Below are 16560 nucleotides of genomic sequence, written 5' to 3' on the forward strand. Positions count from 1 at the left end.
GCGGAGTGGTGATGGCCCAATCGGAAACCGTTGAACGCATTCTCGATGCTGCCGAGCAGCTGTTCGCAGAAAGGGGGTTCGCGGAAACCTCGTTGCGGCTGATCACCAGCAAGGCCGGGGTCAACCTGGCTGCGGTCAATTACCATTTCGGCTCCAAGAAAGCGCTGATCCAGGCGGTCTTCTCGCGGTTTCTCGGGCCGTTCTGCGCCAGCCTCGAGCGGGAGCTGGAGCGTCGCCAGGCCAAGCCTGAACACAAGCCAAGCCTCGAAGAACTGCTGGAGATGCTGGTAGAGCAAGCGTTGGTGGTGCAGCCGCGCAGCAACAATGACCTGTCGATCTTCATGCGTTTGCTGGGCCTTGCTTTCAGCCAGAGCCAAGGCCACCTGCGACGCTACCTGGAAGACATGTATGGCAAGGTATTCCGCCGCTACATGCTGCTGGTCAACGAAGCCGCGCCGCGTGTCCCACCGCTCGAGCTGTTCTGGCGCGTGCACTTCATGCTCGGTGCCGCAGCGTTCAGCATGTCCGGTATCAAGGCACTGCGAGCCATTGCCGAAACCGATTTCGGCATCAATACGTCTATTGAGCAGGTCATGCGCCTGATGGTGCCGTTCCTGGCCGCCGGCATGCGCGCCGACAGCGGCGTGACCGACGATGCCATGGCTACCGCCCAGTTGCGCCCGCGCAGTAAAGCGGGCACCACCACGGCCAAGGCCTGAAGGCTGGGCGGGGCAGGGCGCATCGGCTAAGCTGGCGCCCATGCCTGACCTCCATTTACTGCACATCTCTCTTGCCACCAGCGCGTCCATGGCTTTGCCCATGGCTGCAAACGCCTGCGCAGCACCGATCTGCTTTGTTTGTTCGAATGCCCCCGGCACGTTGCCTGGTGCAAATCGACGAGGCGGCATGCCCTAATTGGGCTTCTCTCAGTCTGAATTGAAGGATTACCTATGACCGTCAGCCTGCAAGGCTCCCTGATGGTGGATATCGCCGGTAAATGGCTGACCGCAGAAGATCGCCAGCTCCTGCGTCAACCGGAAGTAGCTGGCTTGATCATCTTCGCCCGTAACATCGAAAGCCCGCGCCAGGTGCGTGAGCTGTGCGCGTCGATCCGCGCCATCCGTCCCGAGCTGATTCTGGCCGTCGACCAGGAAGGTGGGCGAGTGCAGCGCCTGCGCCAGGGCTTCGTGCGCCTGCCGGCGATGCGCGCTATCGCCGATAACGCCAATGCCGAATACCTGGCCGAACAGTGCGGCTGGGTGATGGCCACCGAGGTCCTGGCGGTCGGCCTCGACCTGAGTTTCGCGCCGGTGCTCGACCTCGATCACCAGCGCAGTGCGGTGGTTGGCAGCCGTGCCTTCGAAGGCGACCCGCTGCGCGCCACGCAGTTGGCCGGCGCGTTCATCCGTGGCATGAATGCGGCGGGCATGGCGGCATGTGGCAAGCACTTCCCAGGGCACGGCTGGGCCGAGGCGGACTCGCACGTGGCGATTCCTACTGACGAGCGTAGCCTCGAGCAGCTGCGTCAGGCGGACCTGGTACCGTTCACCCGCTTGAGCGGCCAGTTGGCGGCGGTGATGCCGGCGCATGTCATCTATCCTCAAGTCGACAACCAGCCGGCCGGTTTCTCGCGCCGGTGGCTGCAGGACATCCTGCGCGGCGAGTTGGGCTTTGACGGGGTGATCTTCAGTGACGACCTGTCCATGGCCGGTGCGCACGTGGTCGGTGATGCGGCCAATCGCATCGAGGCGGCGCTGAGTGCCGGTTGTGACATGGGCCTGGTGTGCAATGATCGGGCGGCGGCTGAGCTGGCGTTGAGCGCGGCCCAGCGGATGAAGGTCAAACCGTCGCCGCGGATTGCGCGGATGCGCGGGCAGGGCTTTGCGTGTACCGATTATCGCCAGCAGCCACGATGGCTGGAGGCGCTGGGGGCGTTGCGCGAGGCGCAGTTGGTCGACTGATCACACCGGCCTCTTCGCGGGCAAGCCCGCTCCCACAGATACAACACCGTTCTCAATGGCGGCGTTGCACCTGTGGGAGCGGGCTTGCCCGCGAAGAGGCCGGTACTAACGAGTCCGCTTCCCAGGCAACGGCGCAAACAACGCCTCGATCTCCTCATCCCCCAGTCGCCATTGCCCAGCCTCCCCACCATCGAGCAAGCTCGCCGCGAGCGCCGCTTTTTCCTGCTGCAGCTGCTGAATCTTCTCCTCCACCGTACCCCGCGTGATCAGCTTGAACACGAACACCGGTTTGTCCTGGCCAATGCGATAGGCGCGGTCGGTCGCCTGGTTCTCGCTGGCCGGGTTCCACCACGGGTCGAAGTGAATCACCGTGTCGGCCGCCGTCAGGTTGAGCCCCACGCCGCCAGCCTTGAGGCTGATCAGGAACACTTCGCTTTCACCCTGCTGGAATTGCTGTACCGGCGTGCGTCGATCGCGAGTGTCACCGGTAAGCAGGCTGTAGCGGATCTTGCGCTTCTCCAACTCCTGCTCGATCAAGGCCAGCATCGAGGTGAACTGGGAAAACAGCAGCACGCGACGGCCTTCGCTGAGCAACTCTTCGAGCATTTCCAGCAGCGCACCTAGCTTGCCTTTGTCGGCCTGGTTGCCCTTGGTTTCTACCCCCTTTACCAGGCGCAGGTCACAGCACACCTGGCGCAGCTTGAGCAGGGCATCGAGGATCACGATCTGGCTGCGCGCTGCGCCGTTGCGGGCAATTTCGTCGCGCACCTTCTTGTCCATGGCTACGCGCACGGCCTCGTAGGTATCGCGTTGGGCATCGCTGAGCTCGACCCAGTGGACCATCTCGGTCTTGGGTGGTAGCTCGGTGGCCACTTGCTCCTTGGTCCGGCGCAGCAGGAACGGGCGAATGCGGGTCACCAGGTGGGCCAGGCGTTCGGCATCAGCATGGCGCTCGATCGGGGTGCGATAGTCCTGGTTGAAACGTTTGACGTCTCCCAGCCAGCCGGGCATGAGGAAGTGGAAGATCGACCACAGCTCGCCCAGGTTGTTTTCCATCGGTGTGCCAGTCAGGCACAGGCGCTGATTGGCCTCCAGCTCGCAGACGGCGAGGGCGGCCTTGCTGGTGCTGCTCTTGATGTTCTGCGCCTCGTCCAGCACCAGTACGCTCCACGGCTGCGCGCGCAGGTGGTCGAGATCGCGGGGCACCAGGGCGTAGGTGGTCAGAACCAGGTCGTACTCGTTCAGTTTGGCGAAATGCTTGCTGCGGCCCGGGCCGTGCAAGGCCAGCACACGCAGATCGGGGGCGAAGCGCTTGGCTTCGTCGAGCCAGTTGGGGATCAGGCTGGTCGGCATCACCGCCAGGGCAGGCTGGGCCAGCTTGCCGTTCTGTTTTTCCAACAGCAAGTGGGCCAGGGTTTGCAGCGTTTTGCCCAGGCCCATATCGTCGCCAAGAATGCCGCCAGTGCCCATTTCGCGTAACGCTTGCAGCCAGTTCAGGCCTTGCTGCTGATAGGGGCGCAGGGTGGCGTTGAGCGCCGCGGGCGGGTCTACTTGCAGGTCGCGGGCATCGCGCAGGCGTCGGCCGAGGTCGCGTAGTTGAGCGCCACCTTCCCAGAGCAGCGGCAAGTGCTCGATGTCGTTGAGGCGTGCTGCGTCCGCGCGGTCCATGCGCAGGGCAGGGCCGGCACTGTCTTCATGCAGGTACAGCTCACCGAGCGTGCCCATGACAGATTTGATCCGCCCGTAGGGCAGGGCGACGCGCAGCGCCGGGACGTCCGCGCGGCCGCGGTTGAGGTCGATCAGCAGGTGCTCGTCGTCGCTGCGCCGGGCCAGCTCGCTGGGGCGCAACAGTTCGGGGTTGCTGCGCAGCAGCTGCAGCACGATCGGCAGCAGGCTGTGGCGTTGGCCTTCGACGACGATGCCCAGCTCCAGGTCGAACCACTCGTGGCCCGGTGCTTCGTCGATGCTGGCGTACCAGTCGTCCACTTCCTGCAGGTTGAAAGCGAAGTCGCGGTGGATGTCGATATCCCAGCCGGCCTTGCGCAGGCGCGGCAGGCCATCGCGGGCGAAGCGCAGCCAGGCTTCATCGTCGGGCAGCTCAAGCATTTCGCCGGCGCTGTCGGGCAGGGCTTTGCTTTGCCGGGTGGCGGGCTTGAAGCCCAGATCGCGCAGCGTTTTACGCAGCGCCTGTTCGGCCTGGGGCTGGCGGCGGATACGTTGGCTGGTTGCATCGACCAGGCGGGTAAGCGGCTTGTCGTCGCTACCGTTGGCGCGCAGGCCGTCATAGTCGAAAGACAGGGCGGCGCGGTGCTGCATCTGGCGCTGCATGCGGCCAGTCTTGGGCATGTAGGCGCTGAATTCGAGGCTGCCCAGGGTCAGCCGGCCTTTTGGTGCAATGTTGTCGATCTGCTCGGTGCTCACGGCGGTCGGGGTGGGAACTTGGCGATTCAAGGCGTTCAGTCGATGGCTCAGGGGCACGACCAGGTGTTCCGGCACCACGGGGGCGCGTGCAAGCTGGCTGGCGATGAAGGGATCGAGGTCGTGGTTCAGGATGCCAGTCGTGTGCGACTGCTTGTCGAGATAATGCAGAGGTTCGAGGGGCAGCACCTGCAGTTGCAGATGATCATCGTGGTACCAGGCGCCCCGGTAGCTGCCGTTATCCAGCCTGACCCAGCGGAAGTCGGCATGCAGCTGTGGCCCGTAGGCAAGTGGCTCAGGGTCGTCTTCGATCAGAAGACGGCCAGTGGCCAACGCGTAGCTAAAGATTTCAGCGCCCTGTTTGCCCTCCAGTTGCACCACCGGTGTGATGGTCTGGCTGCGGGCATCGATCAGGCGCAGGAGCCGCGCATCGTCTTCTGTGACGTAGCGGGGGGTGTAATAGATCATCTCGGGCATCGAGGTGATGCGGCTGATCTTCAATGAGCCGTCGGCCTGCCGTGTGCCCTTGATCGGTTCGAGCCGATACTGCTCCTGGTCCTTGCGGATCTGGTAGTAGATCGCCGGGCCTTTGCGCACAGGTTCGTGGCTGGCCGCAAGCTGGGAAGGTGATTCCAGGGCCTGCACCCACTGATTCAGGTCCGGTGGCAGCGACAACGCAGCTTGCGCCTGGCTGATCGGGGCCTCACGCTCGCTGCCTTCGTTCTCCAGGTGCAACAGTGCGGCGACGCAGTGCTTGCAATTCACCCGTACCGGGCAGCTGCAACTGCCATGGACACGAAGCTCGCCCCGGTTGAGGAGCAGTTTGATTTCCTGGTTGTACGACTGGCCTGCCGATCCCTTGCACAGCGCTTCGACCTCTGTGCCTTGCTGCCACAGGATGCGAATGCGCCCCTGCGCCGCATATTTGCGACCCCGTGCCAACGCGCCGGCGTCGATGAAATCGACCCAGTCCGGATAAGCCCTCAACAACTGCTGGGCATCGCCCTTGCTCACATCACTGCTCCATCATCTCCGGGTCCATCACTGGCATCTTCGGGGTACCCGGTGGAGTGACTTTAAGCAGAAGTGCCAGATGCCCGCCGTCGAGGAAGGTCAGCTGGCCGCCTTTCATGTTGCTGTTGCTCTGCTTGAACTGCTCGCTTTGCACGACGCTGCCATTGCCATCGAGCTTGTTGACCCAGAAATTGGCTTCCACGGCGATGAAGCGGCCCGGCGTGATGCTCAAGTTGCCTTCGATAGGGAAGTGCCCGAACTGTTCTTCACCCGTGCCCAGCGCGATGCGGCTAGGCCCGTCGCCGACCGGCTGCTGCCAGGCTTTGTGCAGCAGCACGGTGTAGTCAGCGGTGGCTTGGAGTCGGGTGGCTTCATCTTCCAGCGCCAACGGCCGTTCGGCGCCTTTGTCCAGGCGTGGCGCGCCAGCGCTCCAGTCTTCCGGTGCGAACTGGCTGGTGATGGCCGGCACGCTGTTTTGCCGCACAAGCATCATTTCCACCTGATACTGGCCTTCGGCGAAGGCGGCCGGCGCGATCAGCGCAAGCAACAAGGTCAGGCAACGGATGGCATGCATGGATCTTCCTTAGGCTGTCTGTGGGGTCAGGCGCTCGAACAGCGCCTCCAGGGTGTTGAAGCGTTCGTCGGGGCGTTCCATCGGCACCAGGAAGCGGAACTGGGTGGCGCCCTCGAACTTGTAGCGTTTGGGCTGGCCCTGGATCAGCTTGATCAGGGTCAGTGGGTCGACCGGGGTTTCGGCCTCGAACTCCAGCTTGCCGCCGTTGGGGCCGGCGTCGACTTTCTTGATGCCGAGCTTTTCCGCCTGCAGCTTGAGCTGAGTCAGGCGCATCAGGTTCTTGGTCGGCTCGGGCAGCAGGCCGAAGCGGTCGATCATCTCCACCTGCAGGTCCTTGAGGCCTTCTTCGTCGGCCGCCGAGGCGATGCGCTTGTAGAGGATCAGCCGCGCGTGAACATCCGGCAGGTAGTCCTCGGGAATCAGCGCCGGCAGGCGCAGGTTGATCTCCGGGCCGCCGCCGAGCGGTTGCTCCAGGTTCGGCTGGGTGCCCTTGCGAATGGCCTTGACCGCCCGTTCGAGCATTTCCATGTACAGCGTGAAGCCCACGGCCTGGATCTGCCCGCTCTGGCCTTCGCCGAGCAGTTCACCGGCGCCGCGGATTTCCAGGTCGTTGGTGGCAAGCACGAAACCGGCGCCCAGGTCCTGGGTGTTGGCGATGGCTTCCAGGCGCTTTTCAGCGTCGGCGCTGACTTTCTGCCGTGCCGGGGTCAGCAGGTAGGCGTAGGCCTGGTGGTGGCTGCGGCCTACCCGGCCGCGCAGCTGGTGCAGCTGGGCCAGGCCGAACTTGTCGGCGCGCTCGATGACGATGGTGTTGGCGCTGGGCACGTCGATGCCGGTCTCGATGATGGTCGAGGCGATCAGCACGTTGAAGCGCTTGTGGTAGAAGTCGCTCATCACCTGTTCCAGCTCGCGCTCGCGCATCTGCCCGTGGCCGATGCCGATACGCGCTTCCGGGACCAGTTCGGCGAGGTCGGCGGCGCATTTCTCGATGGTCTTCACATCGTTGTGCAGGTAGTACACCTGGCCGCCGCGCAGCAGTTCACGCAGCAGGGCTTCTTTCACCGTGCTGTTGTTCTGCTCCATGACGAAGGTGCGCACCGACAGGCGCCGCGCCGGCGGCGTGGCGATGATCGACAGGTCGCGCATGCCGGCCACGGCCATGTTCAGGGTGCGTGGGATCGGCGTGGCGGTCAGGGTGAGGATGTCCACCTCGCTGCGCAGGGCCTTGAGCTGTTCCTTCTGGCGCACACCGAAGCGGTGTTCTTCGTCGATCACCACCAGGCCGAGGTCCTTGAAGCGAACATCGTCCTGCAGCAGCTTGTGGGTGCCGATAAGGATGTCGATCTTGCCTTCGGCGAGGTCGGCGGCGGCAGCGGCGACTTCCTTGGCCGACTTGAAACGGCTCATCACCTCGACGGTCACCGGCCAGTCGGCGAAGCGGTCGCGGAAGCTGTTGTAGTGCTGCTGGGCCAGCAGGGTGGTGGGTACCAGCACTGCGACCTGGCGGCCGCTGTGCACGGCGATGAAGGCCGCGCGCATGGCCACTTCGGTCTTGCCGAAGCCGACGTCGCCACAGACCAGGCGGTCCATCGGCTTGGCGGCGAGCATGTCGGCGCGCACTGCCTCGATGGCGTTCTGCTGGTCGGGGGTTTCTTCGAACGGGAAGCCGGCGCTGAAAGTGGCATAGTCGGCCGCCGGGTCGGCGAATGCATAACCTTTGCGCGCCGCACGGCGGGCATAGATGTCGAGCAGCTCGGCGGCAACGTCGCGCACCTGCTCGGCGGCTTTGCGCTTGGCCTTCTGCCAGGCTTCCGAGCCCAACCGGTGCAATGGCGCCAGGGCGTCGTCGCTGCCGGTGTAGCGAGCGATCAGGTGCAGGTTGGCCACGGGCACGTAGAGCTTGGCGTTCTCGGCGTATTCGAGGGTCAGGAACTCGGCGGCCTGGCCGTCGATTTCCAGCGTGGCCAGGCCCAGGTAACGGCCCACGCCGTGGTCGATGTGCACCACCGGCGCGCCTTCGCGCAGCTCGGTGAGGTTCTTGATGACCGCGTCGTTGGCCGCCTCGCCACGTTTGTCGCGGCGCCGGCGCTGCATCACGCGCTGGCCGAACAGCGGGCTTTCGGCGACCAGGGCGATGGCCGGGTCTTCCAGCAGCAGGCCATCGTCGAGCGGGGCGATGGTGATCGCCAGGCGCGTGCTGCCGGTGATGAAGTCGGCCCAGCCTTCGACCGTCTGCGGCCTCAGCTTGAGGCGTTCGAGCAGTTCCAGCAGCACCTCGCGACGGCCCGCCGATTCGGCGGTGAACAGCACGCGGCCGTCGAACTGGTCGAGAAACTCCGACAGTGCCGCCAGCGGCTGGTTGGCCTTGGCCTCGATGGCCAGGTTGGGCAGGGTGCGGGCCGGGAAGCGCTCGCGGCCGGCGCCGGCTTCGACGTCGTCGGCGCTGACCACCACCCGTGGCCACTGCTTGAGCTGAGCAAAACAGTCCTCCACCGGCAGGAACAGTTCGGCCGGCGGCAGCAGGGGGCGGGTCAGGTCGCCGCGGCGGTCTTCATAGCGCCCGCGTACATCGTTCCAGAAGTGTTCGGCAGCCTGCTCGACGCCGGGCAGGGAGAACACCTGGGTGTCGCTGGGCAGGTAGTCGAACAGGGTCGAGGTTTCATCGAAGAACAGCGGCAGGTAGTACTCGATACCGGCTGGGATGATGCCGCTGGCCAGGTCCTGGAAGATGGCGCTGCGGCGGAAGTCGACGTCGAAACGTTCGCGGAAGCGTGCCTTGAAGCGCGTCACTTCTTCCTTTTGCATGGGGAATTCGCGCGCCGGCAGCAGGCGGATCGAATCGACCTTGTCGATCGAGCGCTGGGTCTCCGGGTCGAAGGTGCGCAGGGTCTCGATCTCGTCATCGAACAGGTCGATGCGGTAGGGCAGCTTGCTGCCCATCGGGAACAGGTCGATCAGCGCGCCGCGCACGGCAAACTCGCCATGCTCATAGACCGTGTCGACGCAGCGATAGCCGCTGGCTTCAAGGCGCGTGCGCATCTGCTCGACGTCGATGGTCTGGCCCACGTCCAGCACCAGGCTGCTGCCGAGCAGGAAGCGCGTCGGCGCCAGGCGGTGCAGGGCGGTGGTGATCGGCACGACGAGGATGCCATGGCTCAGCTCCGGCAGCCGATAGAGGCTGGCGATACGCTGGGAGATGATGTCCTGGTGCGGCGAGAACAGGTCGTAGGGCAGGGTTTCCCAGTCCGGAAACGGCAGCACCGGCAAGTCCGGGGCGAAGAAACGCAGCTCCTGTTCCAGACGGTCGGCAGCCTGGCTGTCGGCGGTCAGCAGCAAGGTGAAGCGGCCAGCGCTGCTGGCGGCCTCGGCGATGGCAAGACTGAGGGCGGCACCTGGCAGGTTGCCCCAGGTTTGTTTGCCGGCCGTGGCCGACATTTGCGGAAGGCGCAGAACTGACACGGGAGATTGCACTCCAAGCGTTGCGGCAAAGAGATCGATTGTACCGGTGCCGGTGCGTGCTGTCAGGCTCGAAAGGGGCATGAACGCAGGCTTTGGCTGCCGCGACAGGCGCTCATTGCCGGTTACGCGTTGGGGCGTCATAATGTAGCCCCTTTTTTCTGTCCCTACATGTGGAAGGTTCCCGTGACTCAGAAGCCCGACCAGTGTCTTGGTGAGTGGATCGATCGTGAAGCGCTTGCTGAAGCTATGATCCCGCTTATCGGTCAGCTCTACCGCAACAACAACGTGGTGAGCTCGATCTATGGCCGCAGCCTGATCAACCGTTCGGTTATCTCGATCCTCAAAGCCCACCGCTTTGCGCGTCACCGTCAAACTGACGAAACCGAACTGTCCGTCCACGAGACATTCCCCCTGCTCAAGGCCATGAGCGAGCTGAAACTGGGCGCCGCTTCGGTCGACCTGGGCAAGCTGGCCAACAAGTTCAAGCAGGAAGGCAACGGCCGCAGCGCCGAGCAGTTCGTCCGTGAAGAGCTGGCCGACGTGGTTGGCCAGCAGAACGCTTCGGCGCGCAAGGGCACCGACGTCGTTCTGTACGGCTTTGGCCGCATCGGCCGCCTGCTGGCACGTATCCTGATCGAGAAGACCGGTGGTGGCGATGGCCTGCGCCTGCGCGCCATCGTCGTGCGCAAGGGCGCTGAAAACGACCTGGTCAAGCGCGCCAGCCTGCTGCGTCGCGACTCGGTGCACGGCCCGTTCGATGGCACCATCACCATCGATGAAGCCAACAACACCCTGACCGCCAACGGCAACCTGATCCAGATCATCTACGCCAAGAGCCCGAGCGAAGTCGACTACACCCAGTACGGTATCGAGAACGCGCTGATCGTCGACAACACCGGTGTATGGCGTGATGCCGACGGCCTGGGCCAGCACCTGGCCTGCCCGGGCGCTGCCCGCGTGATCCTCACCGCGCCTGGCAAGGGCGCGCTGAAGAACATCGTGCACGGCATCAACCACGGCGACATCGCTGCCGATGACAAGATCATCTCGGCCGCTTCCTGCACCACCAACGCCATCGTGCCAGTGTTGAAGGCTGTCAACGACAAGTACGGCATCGTCAACGGCCACGTCGAAACCGTTCACTCGTTCACCAACGACCAGAACCTGATCGACAACTTCCACAAGGGCAGCCGCCGTGGCCGTGCCGCGCCGCTGAACATGGTCATCACCGAGACCGGCGCCGCCACCGCAGCCGCCAAGGCACTGCCAGTGCTCAAGGGCAAGCTGACCGGCAACGCCATTCGCGTACCGACGCCGAACGTCTCGATGGCCATTCTCAACCTGAACCTCGAGAAGGCCACCAGCCGCGACGAAATCAACGAGTACCTGCGCCAGACCGCCATGCACTCGGAGCTGCACAAGCAGATCGACTACGTCAGCTCGCAGGAAGTGGTCTCCACCGACTTCGTCGGCTCGCGCCACGCCGGTGTGGTTGATGCTGAAGCGACCATCGCTAACGATAACCGTGTTGTGCTGTACGTCTGGTACGACAACGAGTTCGGTTACAGCTGCCAGGTGGTGCGTGTGATGGAAGACATGGCCGGTGTGAACCCGCCAGCGTTTCCACGCTGATCCGCTTGTAAAGTGTTAAAGAAACGGGAACCTTCGGGTTCCCGTTTTTTTATCCAGATTTTGTGTTGCCTGTACTGGCCTCATCGCGGATGAATCCGCTCCTACAGAAGGTGGTGATATTCCTGTAGGAGCGGATTCATCCGCGATGAGGCCAGCAAAGACAACCGAGAACCCAATATTGCGCACAGCACTCCTGTTCACCCTAATGCTCCTGACCGCCTGCAACCAGGGCCCGACCCTGGAGCGCCTGGGCGGCCCGACCATGGGCAGCAGCTATAGCATCCAGTACGTGCGCGAACCCGGCGGCCCTGCGCCGGCCCAAGTGCAGGCAGCCGTGGAAACCATCCTCCAGGACATCGACCAGCACTACTCGACCTACCGCGGCGATTCCACCGTCACCCAGTTCAACCAGCTCCCCGCCAACCAGTGCCTGGCCCTGCCGCCCGACATGCTCGATCTGGTCGCCCTCGGCCAGCACCTGGCCGAACAGAGCGCTGGCGCCTTCGACCTCACCGTCGAGCCACTGCTGAACCTCTGGGGCTTCGGCCCTCAGGCCCGCCACGAACAGGTGCCCGACCCACTGGCCCTGGCCCAGGCCCGCCAGCGCGTGGGTTACCGTCACCTGCGCATCGAGGGCCAGGCCTTGTGCAAAGATGCCCCGGTGCAGTTGGACTTCAACAGCATCGCCGCCGGCCACGCCGTGGACCTGATCGCCGCCCGGCTGCGCGCCATGGGTATTGGCAGTTTCATCGCCGAAGCCACCGGCGAGCTCAAGGCTGTCGGCCGCAAACCCGATGGCAGCCCATGGCGCATCGCATTGGAACTGCCCCGCGAAGACCGCCAGATCGCCCGCCAGGTGGTCCCGATCGATGGCTTGGGCGTGTCGACCTCAGGTGACTATCGGCACTATTTCGAGCAGAATGGCCGGCGCTATTCGCACGCCTTCGACGCCCGCCTCGGGCGCCCGGTCGATCACGACCTGGCTGCCGTCACCGTGCTCGATGCCTCGGCGCTGCAGGCCGACGGCTTCTCGACGTTGTTGCTGATCCTGGGTCCTGAGCAGGGCTGGGACTTCGCCATCGCCCACGACCTGGCGGCGGTATTGGTGACTCGGGCCGAGGGTGGCTTCGTCTCCCGTGCTACGCCCGCGTTCGAACGGGCGCTGAAAGGCGAGTGAAAGCGCAAGCAAGGATGATCGCCAGGGACCGGTGGATGCACATGTAGTGCAGGCAAAATTGGCCTACGACGCGACCAAGGGTTAATGTGCGCGGCGTTCACGCTTGATTAGACTGCACCCGAATTTTCTCATGGCGCCGCGGCGGCATGATCGAGTCCCGCGGCGACCGTGGCCAGCGGGCCAGTTCTGAAGGAGTACGCATGGCTGTCTACAACTACGACGTAGTGGTGTTGGGTTCCGGCCCGGCCGGAGAAGGTGCGGCGATGAACGCCGCCAAAGCAGGGCGCAAGGTGGCGATGGTCGACAGCCGTCGCCAGGTCGGTGGCAACTGCACCCACCTGGGAACCATCCCGTCCAAGGCACTGCGTCACTCGGTGCGGCAGATCATGCAGTTCAACACCAACCCGATGTTCCGGGCCATCGGTGAGCCGCGCTGGTTCTCCTTCCCGGACGTGCTCAAGAGCGCCGAGAAGGTGATCTCCAAGCAGGTCGCTTCGCGCACCGGCTACTACGCCCGTAACCGCGTCGACCTGTTCTTCGGCACCGGCAGCTTCGCCGACGAGCAGACCGTCGAAGTGGTCTGCCCCAACGGTGTGGTGGAAAAGCTCAATGCCAAGCACATCATCATCGCCACCGGCTCGCGCCCTTATCGCCCAGCCGATATCGACTTCCACCACCCGCGCGTCTACGACAGCGACACCATCCTCAGCCTCAGCCACACCCCGCGCAAGCTGATCGTCTATGGCGCGGGTGTGATCGGTTGTGAATACGCCTCGATCTTCAGCGGCCTGGGTGTGCTGGTCGAGCTGGTCGACAACCGTGGTCAGTTGCTGAGCTTCCTTGACTCGGAAATTTCCCAGGCGCTGAGCTACCACTTCAGCAACAACAACATCACCGTACGCCACAACGAAGAGTACGAGCGGGTCGAAGGCCTGGACAACGGCGTGGTCCTGCACCTGAAGTCGGGCAAGAAGATCAAGGCCGACGCCTTGCTGTGGTGCAACGGCCGTACCGGCAACACCGACAAGCTGGGCCTGGAAAACATCGGCATCAAGGTCAACAGCCGTGGCCAGATCGAAGTCGACGAGGCCTACCGCACCAGCGTGCCGAACATCTACGGCGCCGGTGACGTGATCGGCTGGCCGAGCCTGGCCAGTGCTGCCCACGACCAGGGCCGCTCGGCGGCAGGCAGCATCGTCGACAACGGCAGCTGGCGCTTCGTCAACGACGTGCCGACCGGCATCTACACCATTCCGGAAATCAGCTCGATCGGCAAGAACGAGCAGGAGCTGACCCAGGCCAAGGTGCCGTACGAAGTGGGCAAGGCGTTCTTCAAGAGCATGGCGCGTGCGCAGATCGCCGGCGAGCCGCAAGGCATGCTGAAGATTCTGTTCCACCGCGAAACCCTGGAAATCCTCGGCGTGCACTGCTTCGGCTACCAGGCTTCGGAAATTGTCCACATCGGCCAGGCGATCATGAACCAGCCGGGCGAGCTGAATAACCTGAAGTACTTCGTCAACACCACGTTCAACTACCCGACCATGGCCGAAGCCTATCGGGTAGCTGCCTACGACGGCCTGAACCGGCTTTTTTAAGCGGCTCCGGCCGGTGGCCTGAGCCGGTCGGGGAGACCGATTTCAGCCCTACCCGAGGGTGGTCTTGGCCAAACCGGGAAAGTCTGTAATCAGGCTGTCCACGCCAAAGTCAGCGAGCCGGCGCATCAGTGCCGGTTCGTTGACCGTCCACACCGACACATGCAGACCCTGGCCCTGGGCTTTGAGCAGGCGCTCGGGGGTGCACAGTGTCCAGTTCAGTGCCAGCATCTCGCAGTTGTAGTTCTGCGCGACCTTCAGCGGGTCGAGCCAGGCGTACTCGGCGACCAGGCCGCGCTTCACGTCCGGCACCAGCTCCAGCGCGGCACCCAATACTTCCCGTGAACTCGAGGTGATGGTTACCTTGTCCAGCAGGCCGTATTGCTGCGCCAGTTCGCGGATGGCCAGCACCGTGGTGGCGGCGCGGGTGCGCGAAGCGCTCTTGACCTCCAGCTGCCAATGCTCGAAGGCGCACTTTTCGAACAGTTCTTCAAGGCGTGGGATAGGGCAGGGCTGGACATGGCCCGGGCCGCCCTTGCGCGCGTCGATGGTGACCAGGTCGGCCGCCGGGTGTTCGACCACCTTGCCGCGCCGGCCGGTGGTGCGTTTGAGGGTAGGGTCGTGGATGACCATCAGCTCGTTGTCTGCCGACAGGTGCAGGTCCAGTTCGCAGCGGTTCACGCCGTGGGACAGGCACTGACGGAAGCTGTGCAGGGTATTCTCGGGCGCTTCGCCCTTGGCGCCGCGGTGGCCGTAGATCAGGGTCACGTTCGTTCCTTCAAATCAGAGAAATGGGGCTCAGGAGGCGGGGCCGTCTTGTTCCAGTTGCTGACGCCGTTGTTGCTGTTGGCGTTGCAGGATGTAGCGGGCCAGCAGTTGCCGTTGGGCATCGGTCATGTCGATGAATTCCGTGCCGACCTCGAAATCGCCCTCCGGGCGCGGGTCGCAGTGGGTGACCTTGCCACGCAGCAGCAGGCCGTGGGCGCGGGGCATCAGCACCATCTTCACCTTGACCCGGGTGCCGGGAGCGATCTGCTGGTGTTGCGCGAATTCGATGCCGCCTTCGGAGATGATCACCCGCTGCGGCTGGCCGATTTCGCCAAGCAGCGTTTGCGCGACCACCGCGCTGAGCAGGTCCAGGCGTTTGTTCTGGGCGCGCAGGAAGGCAGCGAGGGTGCGGTCTTTTTCGCTCAGTTGGCGCAGCAGATGCTGCGATTCGAAATCTGACAGGTGCAACTCGCTGAGCAGATTGAACAGCGGAGAATCATCCTGCAACAGTTCTGGCTCAAGGGCTTCGGCCGCGCTCAACGGGCTGATTTCCAGTGCGATCCGATCTTCGATGCGGTAGTATTCGCGGCGATCTTCTTCGTCTAATGTCGTCATGGCGAACCCATGGTAGCGGCGGTGGTCCGAGTGTAAAGCCGCCACAGGCGCCTCGCCACAAGGACGTTCCCTTTCCTCCGAACAAGCCCCGACATGTTCAGACCTCTTTTCGCATTCATTGGTACGCGCTACACCCGTGCCAAGCGCCGTAACCACTTCGTCTCGTTCATTTCCCTGACCTCGATGATCGGCCTCGCCCTGGGCGTGGTGGTGATGATCGTGGTGCTCTCGGTGATGAACGGTTTCGACCACGAGATGCGTACCCGCGTGTTGGGCATGGTCCCTCACGCCACGCTCGAGAGCGGCCAGCCGATCAATGACTGGCCTGCCCTTGCCCAACAAGTAAAGCAGAATCCGCAGGTGCTGGCGGTTGCGCCCTACACCCAGATGCAGGGCCTGCTGACACACGACGGCAAGGTGCAGAAGGTGCTGCTCAACGGCATCGACCCGGCCCGCGAGCGTGAGGTGTCGATCATCGACAACTTCATCCAGCAAGGCCGCCTCGACCAACTAGCGCCGGGCGAGTGGGGCATCATGATCGGCGACAAGGCCGCCGCCAAACTGGGCGTGGCCATCGGCGACAAGCTGACCTTCGTCGCCCCGGAAGTCAGCGTTACCCCGGCCGGCATGTTCCCGCGCATGAAGCGCTTCACCGTGGTCGGTACTTTCCACGTCGGTGCTGGCGAAATCGACGGCTACCTGGGCCTGACCAACATCGCCGACCTGTCCCGCCTGCACCGCTGGAAGCCCGATCAGGTACAGGGCCTGCGCCTGAAGTTCGACGACCTGTTCCAGGCGCCGCGCGTGGCCTGGAGCATCGCCCAGCAGCTGGGTGACCAGGAGTACTACAGCCGCGACTGGACCCGTACCCACGGCAACCTGTACCAGGCGATCCGCATGGAGAAGGCGATGATCGGCCTGCTGCTGTTGCTGATCGTCGCGGTGGCGGCGTTCAACATCATTTCCACCCTGGTGATGGTGGTCAACGACAAGCGCGGTGATATCGCCATCCTGCGTACCCTGGGCGCCACGCCCGGGCAGATCATGGCCATCTTCATGGTCCAGGGCACGGTGATCGGGGTGATCGGTACCCTGATCGGCGCCGTGGTCGGGATCCTCGCGGCGCTCAATGTCAGCGCGGCGATCGCCGGCATCGAGACGCTGATCGGGCACAAGTTCCTCAATGCCGACGTGTATTTCATCGATTACCTGCCGTCGCAGATCCAGGCCCAGGACGTGTACATGGTCTGCGGTGCGGCGCTGGTCCTGAGTTTCTTCGCCACCCTGTACCCGGCCTGGCGCGCGGCGCGCACCCAGCCTGCAGAGGCGCTACGTTATGAGTGAGTCGCG

At 63.9% G+C, this 16560-nt stretch carries 11 protein-coding genes; 6 read left to right on the forward strand and 5 right to left on the reverse strand.

From position 1 onward, the window contains the following. Positions 1 to 11: 11 nt before the first annotated feature. Positions 12 to 719 (forward strand): TetR/AcrR family transcriptional regulator, encoded by a 708-nt coding sequence (locus ACIPZF_RS12445; RefSeq protein ID WP_400799397.1) that lies wholly within the window; start codon positions 12 to 14, stop codon positions 717 to 719. A gap of 243 nt (positions 720 to 962) precedes the next feature. Beyond that, on the forward strand, positions 963 to 1961 hold the full coding sequence (gene nagZ / locus ACIPZF_RS12450) for a beta-N-acetylhexosaminidase (RefSeq protein ID WP_400799716.1): 999 nt from the start codon (positions 963 to 965) through the stop codon (positions 1959 to 1961). 105 nt (positions 1962 to 2066) lie between these two features. On the opposite strand, the gene ACIPZF_RS12455 is transcribed toward nagZ, so the two are convergent. From ACIPZF_RS12455 to mfd, 3 genes are read right to left on the reverse strand one after another with little or no spacing between them, the layout of a single operon-like run. Next, positions 2067 to 5393, reverse strand: coding sequence for an SNF2-related protein (locus ACIPZF_RS12455; RefSeq protein WP_400799399.1), 3327 nt, complete (start codon positions 5391 to 5393; stop codon positions 2067 to 2069). A 1-nt stretch (position 5394) separates the two neighbouring features. Continuing rightward, positions 5395 to 5967 (reverse strand): CsiV family protein, encoded by a 573-nt coding sequence (locus tag ACIPZF_RS12460; RefSeq protein ID WP_400799402.1) that lies wholly within the window; start codon positions 5965 to 5967, stop codon positions 5395 to 5397. A 9-nt stretch (positions 5968 to 5976) separates the two neighbouring features. Further along, positions 5977 to 9426 carry a transcription-repair coupling factor gene (gene mfd, locus ACIPZF_RS12465; RefSeq protein WP_400799404.1) on the reverse strand — a complete coding sequence of 1150 codons (3450 nt, stop codon included), beginning with the start codon at positions 9424 to 9426 and terminating at the stop codon, positions 5977 to 5979. Between the two features lie 168 nt (positions 9427 to 9594). Here mfd and ACIPZF_RS12470 point away from each other — a divergent pair, with 168 nt between their 5' ends. From ACIPZF_RS12470 to sthA, 3 genes are all read left to right on the forward strand, one after another. Continuing rightward, positions 9595 to 11058: a glyceraldehyde-3-phosphate dehydrogenase gene (locus tag ACIPZF_RS12470; RefSeq protein WP_400799406.1), complete on the forward strand. Its 1464-nt coding sequence runs from the start codon at positions 9595 to 9597 to the stop codon at positions 11056 to 11058. Positions 11059 to 11236: 178 nt separating this feature from the next. Further along, positions 11237 to 12235, forward strand: coding sequence for an FAD:protein FMN transferase (locus ACIPZF_RS12475; protein ID WP_400799408.1), 999 nt, complete (start codon positions 11237 to 11239; stop codon positions 12233 to 12235). A 200-nt stretch (positions 12236 to 12435) separates the two neighbouring features. Then, the gene (gene sthA / locus ACIPZF_RS12480) at positions 12436 to 13830 is read left to right on the forward strand and encodes a Si-specific NAD(P)(+) transhydrogenase (RefSeq protein WP_400799410.1); all 1395 of its coding nucleotides are present in this window, start codon (positions 12436 to 12438) and stop codon (positions 13828 to 13830) included. A 48-nt stretch (positions 13831 to 13878) separates the two neighbouring features. On the opposite strand, the gene ACIPZF_RS12485 is transcribed toward sthA, so the two are convergent. Both ACIPZF_RS12485 and ACIPZF_RS12490 read right to left on the reverse strand, forming a co-directional pair. Further along, complete coding sequence (locus tag ACIPZF_RS12485) at positions 13879 to 14595, reverse strand: glycerophosphodiester phosphodiesterase (protein WP_400799413.1); 717 nt, start codon at positions 14593 to 14595, stop codon at positions 13879 to 13881. Between the two features lie 30 nt (positions 14596 to 14625). Then, a complete protein-coding gene (locus tag ACIPZF_RS12490; protein WP_400799416.1) occupies positions 14626 to 15210 on the reverse strand; it encodes a PilZ domain-containing protein in 585 nt (194 codons plus the stop codon). Positions 15211 to 15303: 93 nt separating this feature from the next. Between ACIPZF_RS12490 and ACIPZF_RS12495 the strand changes: the two genes are divergently transcribed. Next, positions 15304 to 16554, forward strand: coding sequence for a lipoprotein-releasing ABC transporter permease subunit (locus ACIPZF_RS12495; RefSeq protein WP_400799419.1), 1251 nt, complete (start codon positions 15304 to 15306; stop codon positions 16552 to 16554). Positions 16555 to 16560: the final 6 nt, after the last annotated feature.

Source organism: Pseudomonas sp. NPDC089752 (assembly GCF_044748725.1).
Lineage (GTDB): Bacteria > Pseudomonadota > Gammaproteobacteria > Pseudomonadales > Pseudomonadaceae > Aquipseudomonas.

Excerpts from the sequence above, each read along its gene's own strand:
- ACIPZF_RS12495 (WP_400799419.1), top strand. The coding sequence starts at position 15,304 with ATGTTCAGACCTCTTTTCGCATTCATTGGTACGCGCTACACCCGTGCC.
- ACIPZF_RS12460 (WP_400799402.1), bottom strand. The coding sequence starts at position 5,967 with ATGCATGCCATCCGTTGCCTGACCTTGTTGCTTGCGCTGATCGCGCCG.
- sthA (WP_400799410.1), top strand. The coding sequence starts at position 12,436 with ATGGCTGTCTACAACTACGACGTAGTGGTGTTGGGTTCCGGCCCGGCC.
- ACIPZF_RS12490 (WP_400799416.1), bottom strand. The coding sequence starts at position 15,210 with ATGACGACATTAGACGAAGAAGATCGCCGCGAATACTACCGCATCGAA.
- ACIPZF_RS12445 (WP_400799397.1), top strand. The coding sequence starts at position 12 with ATGGCCCAATCGGAAACCGTTGAACGCATTCTCGATGCTGCCGAGCAG.
- ACIPZF_RS12470 (WP_400799406.1), top strand. The coding sequence starts at position 9,595 with ATGTGGAAGGTTCCCGTGACTCAGAAGCCCGACCAGTGTCTTGGTGAG.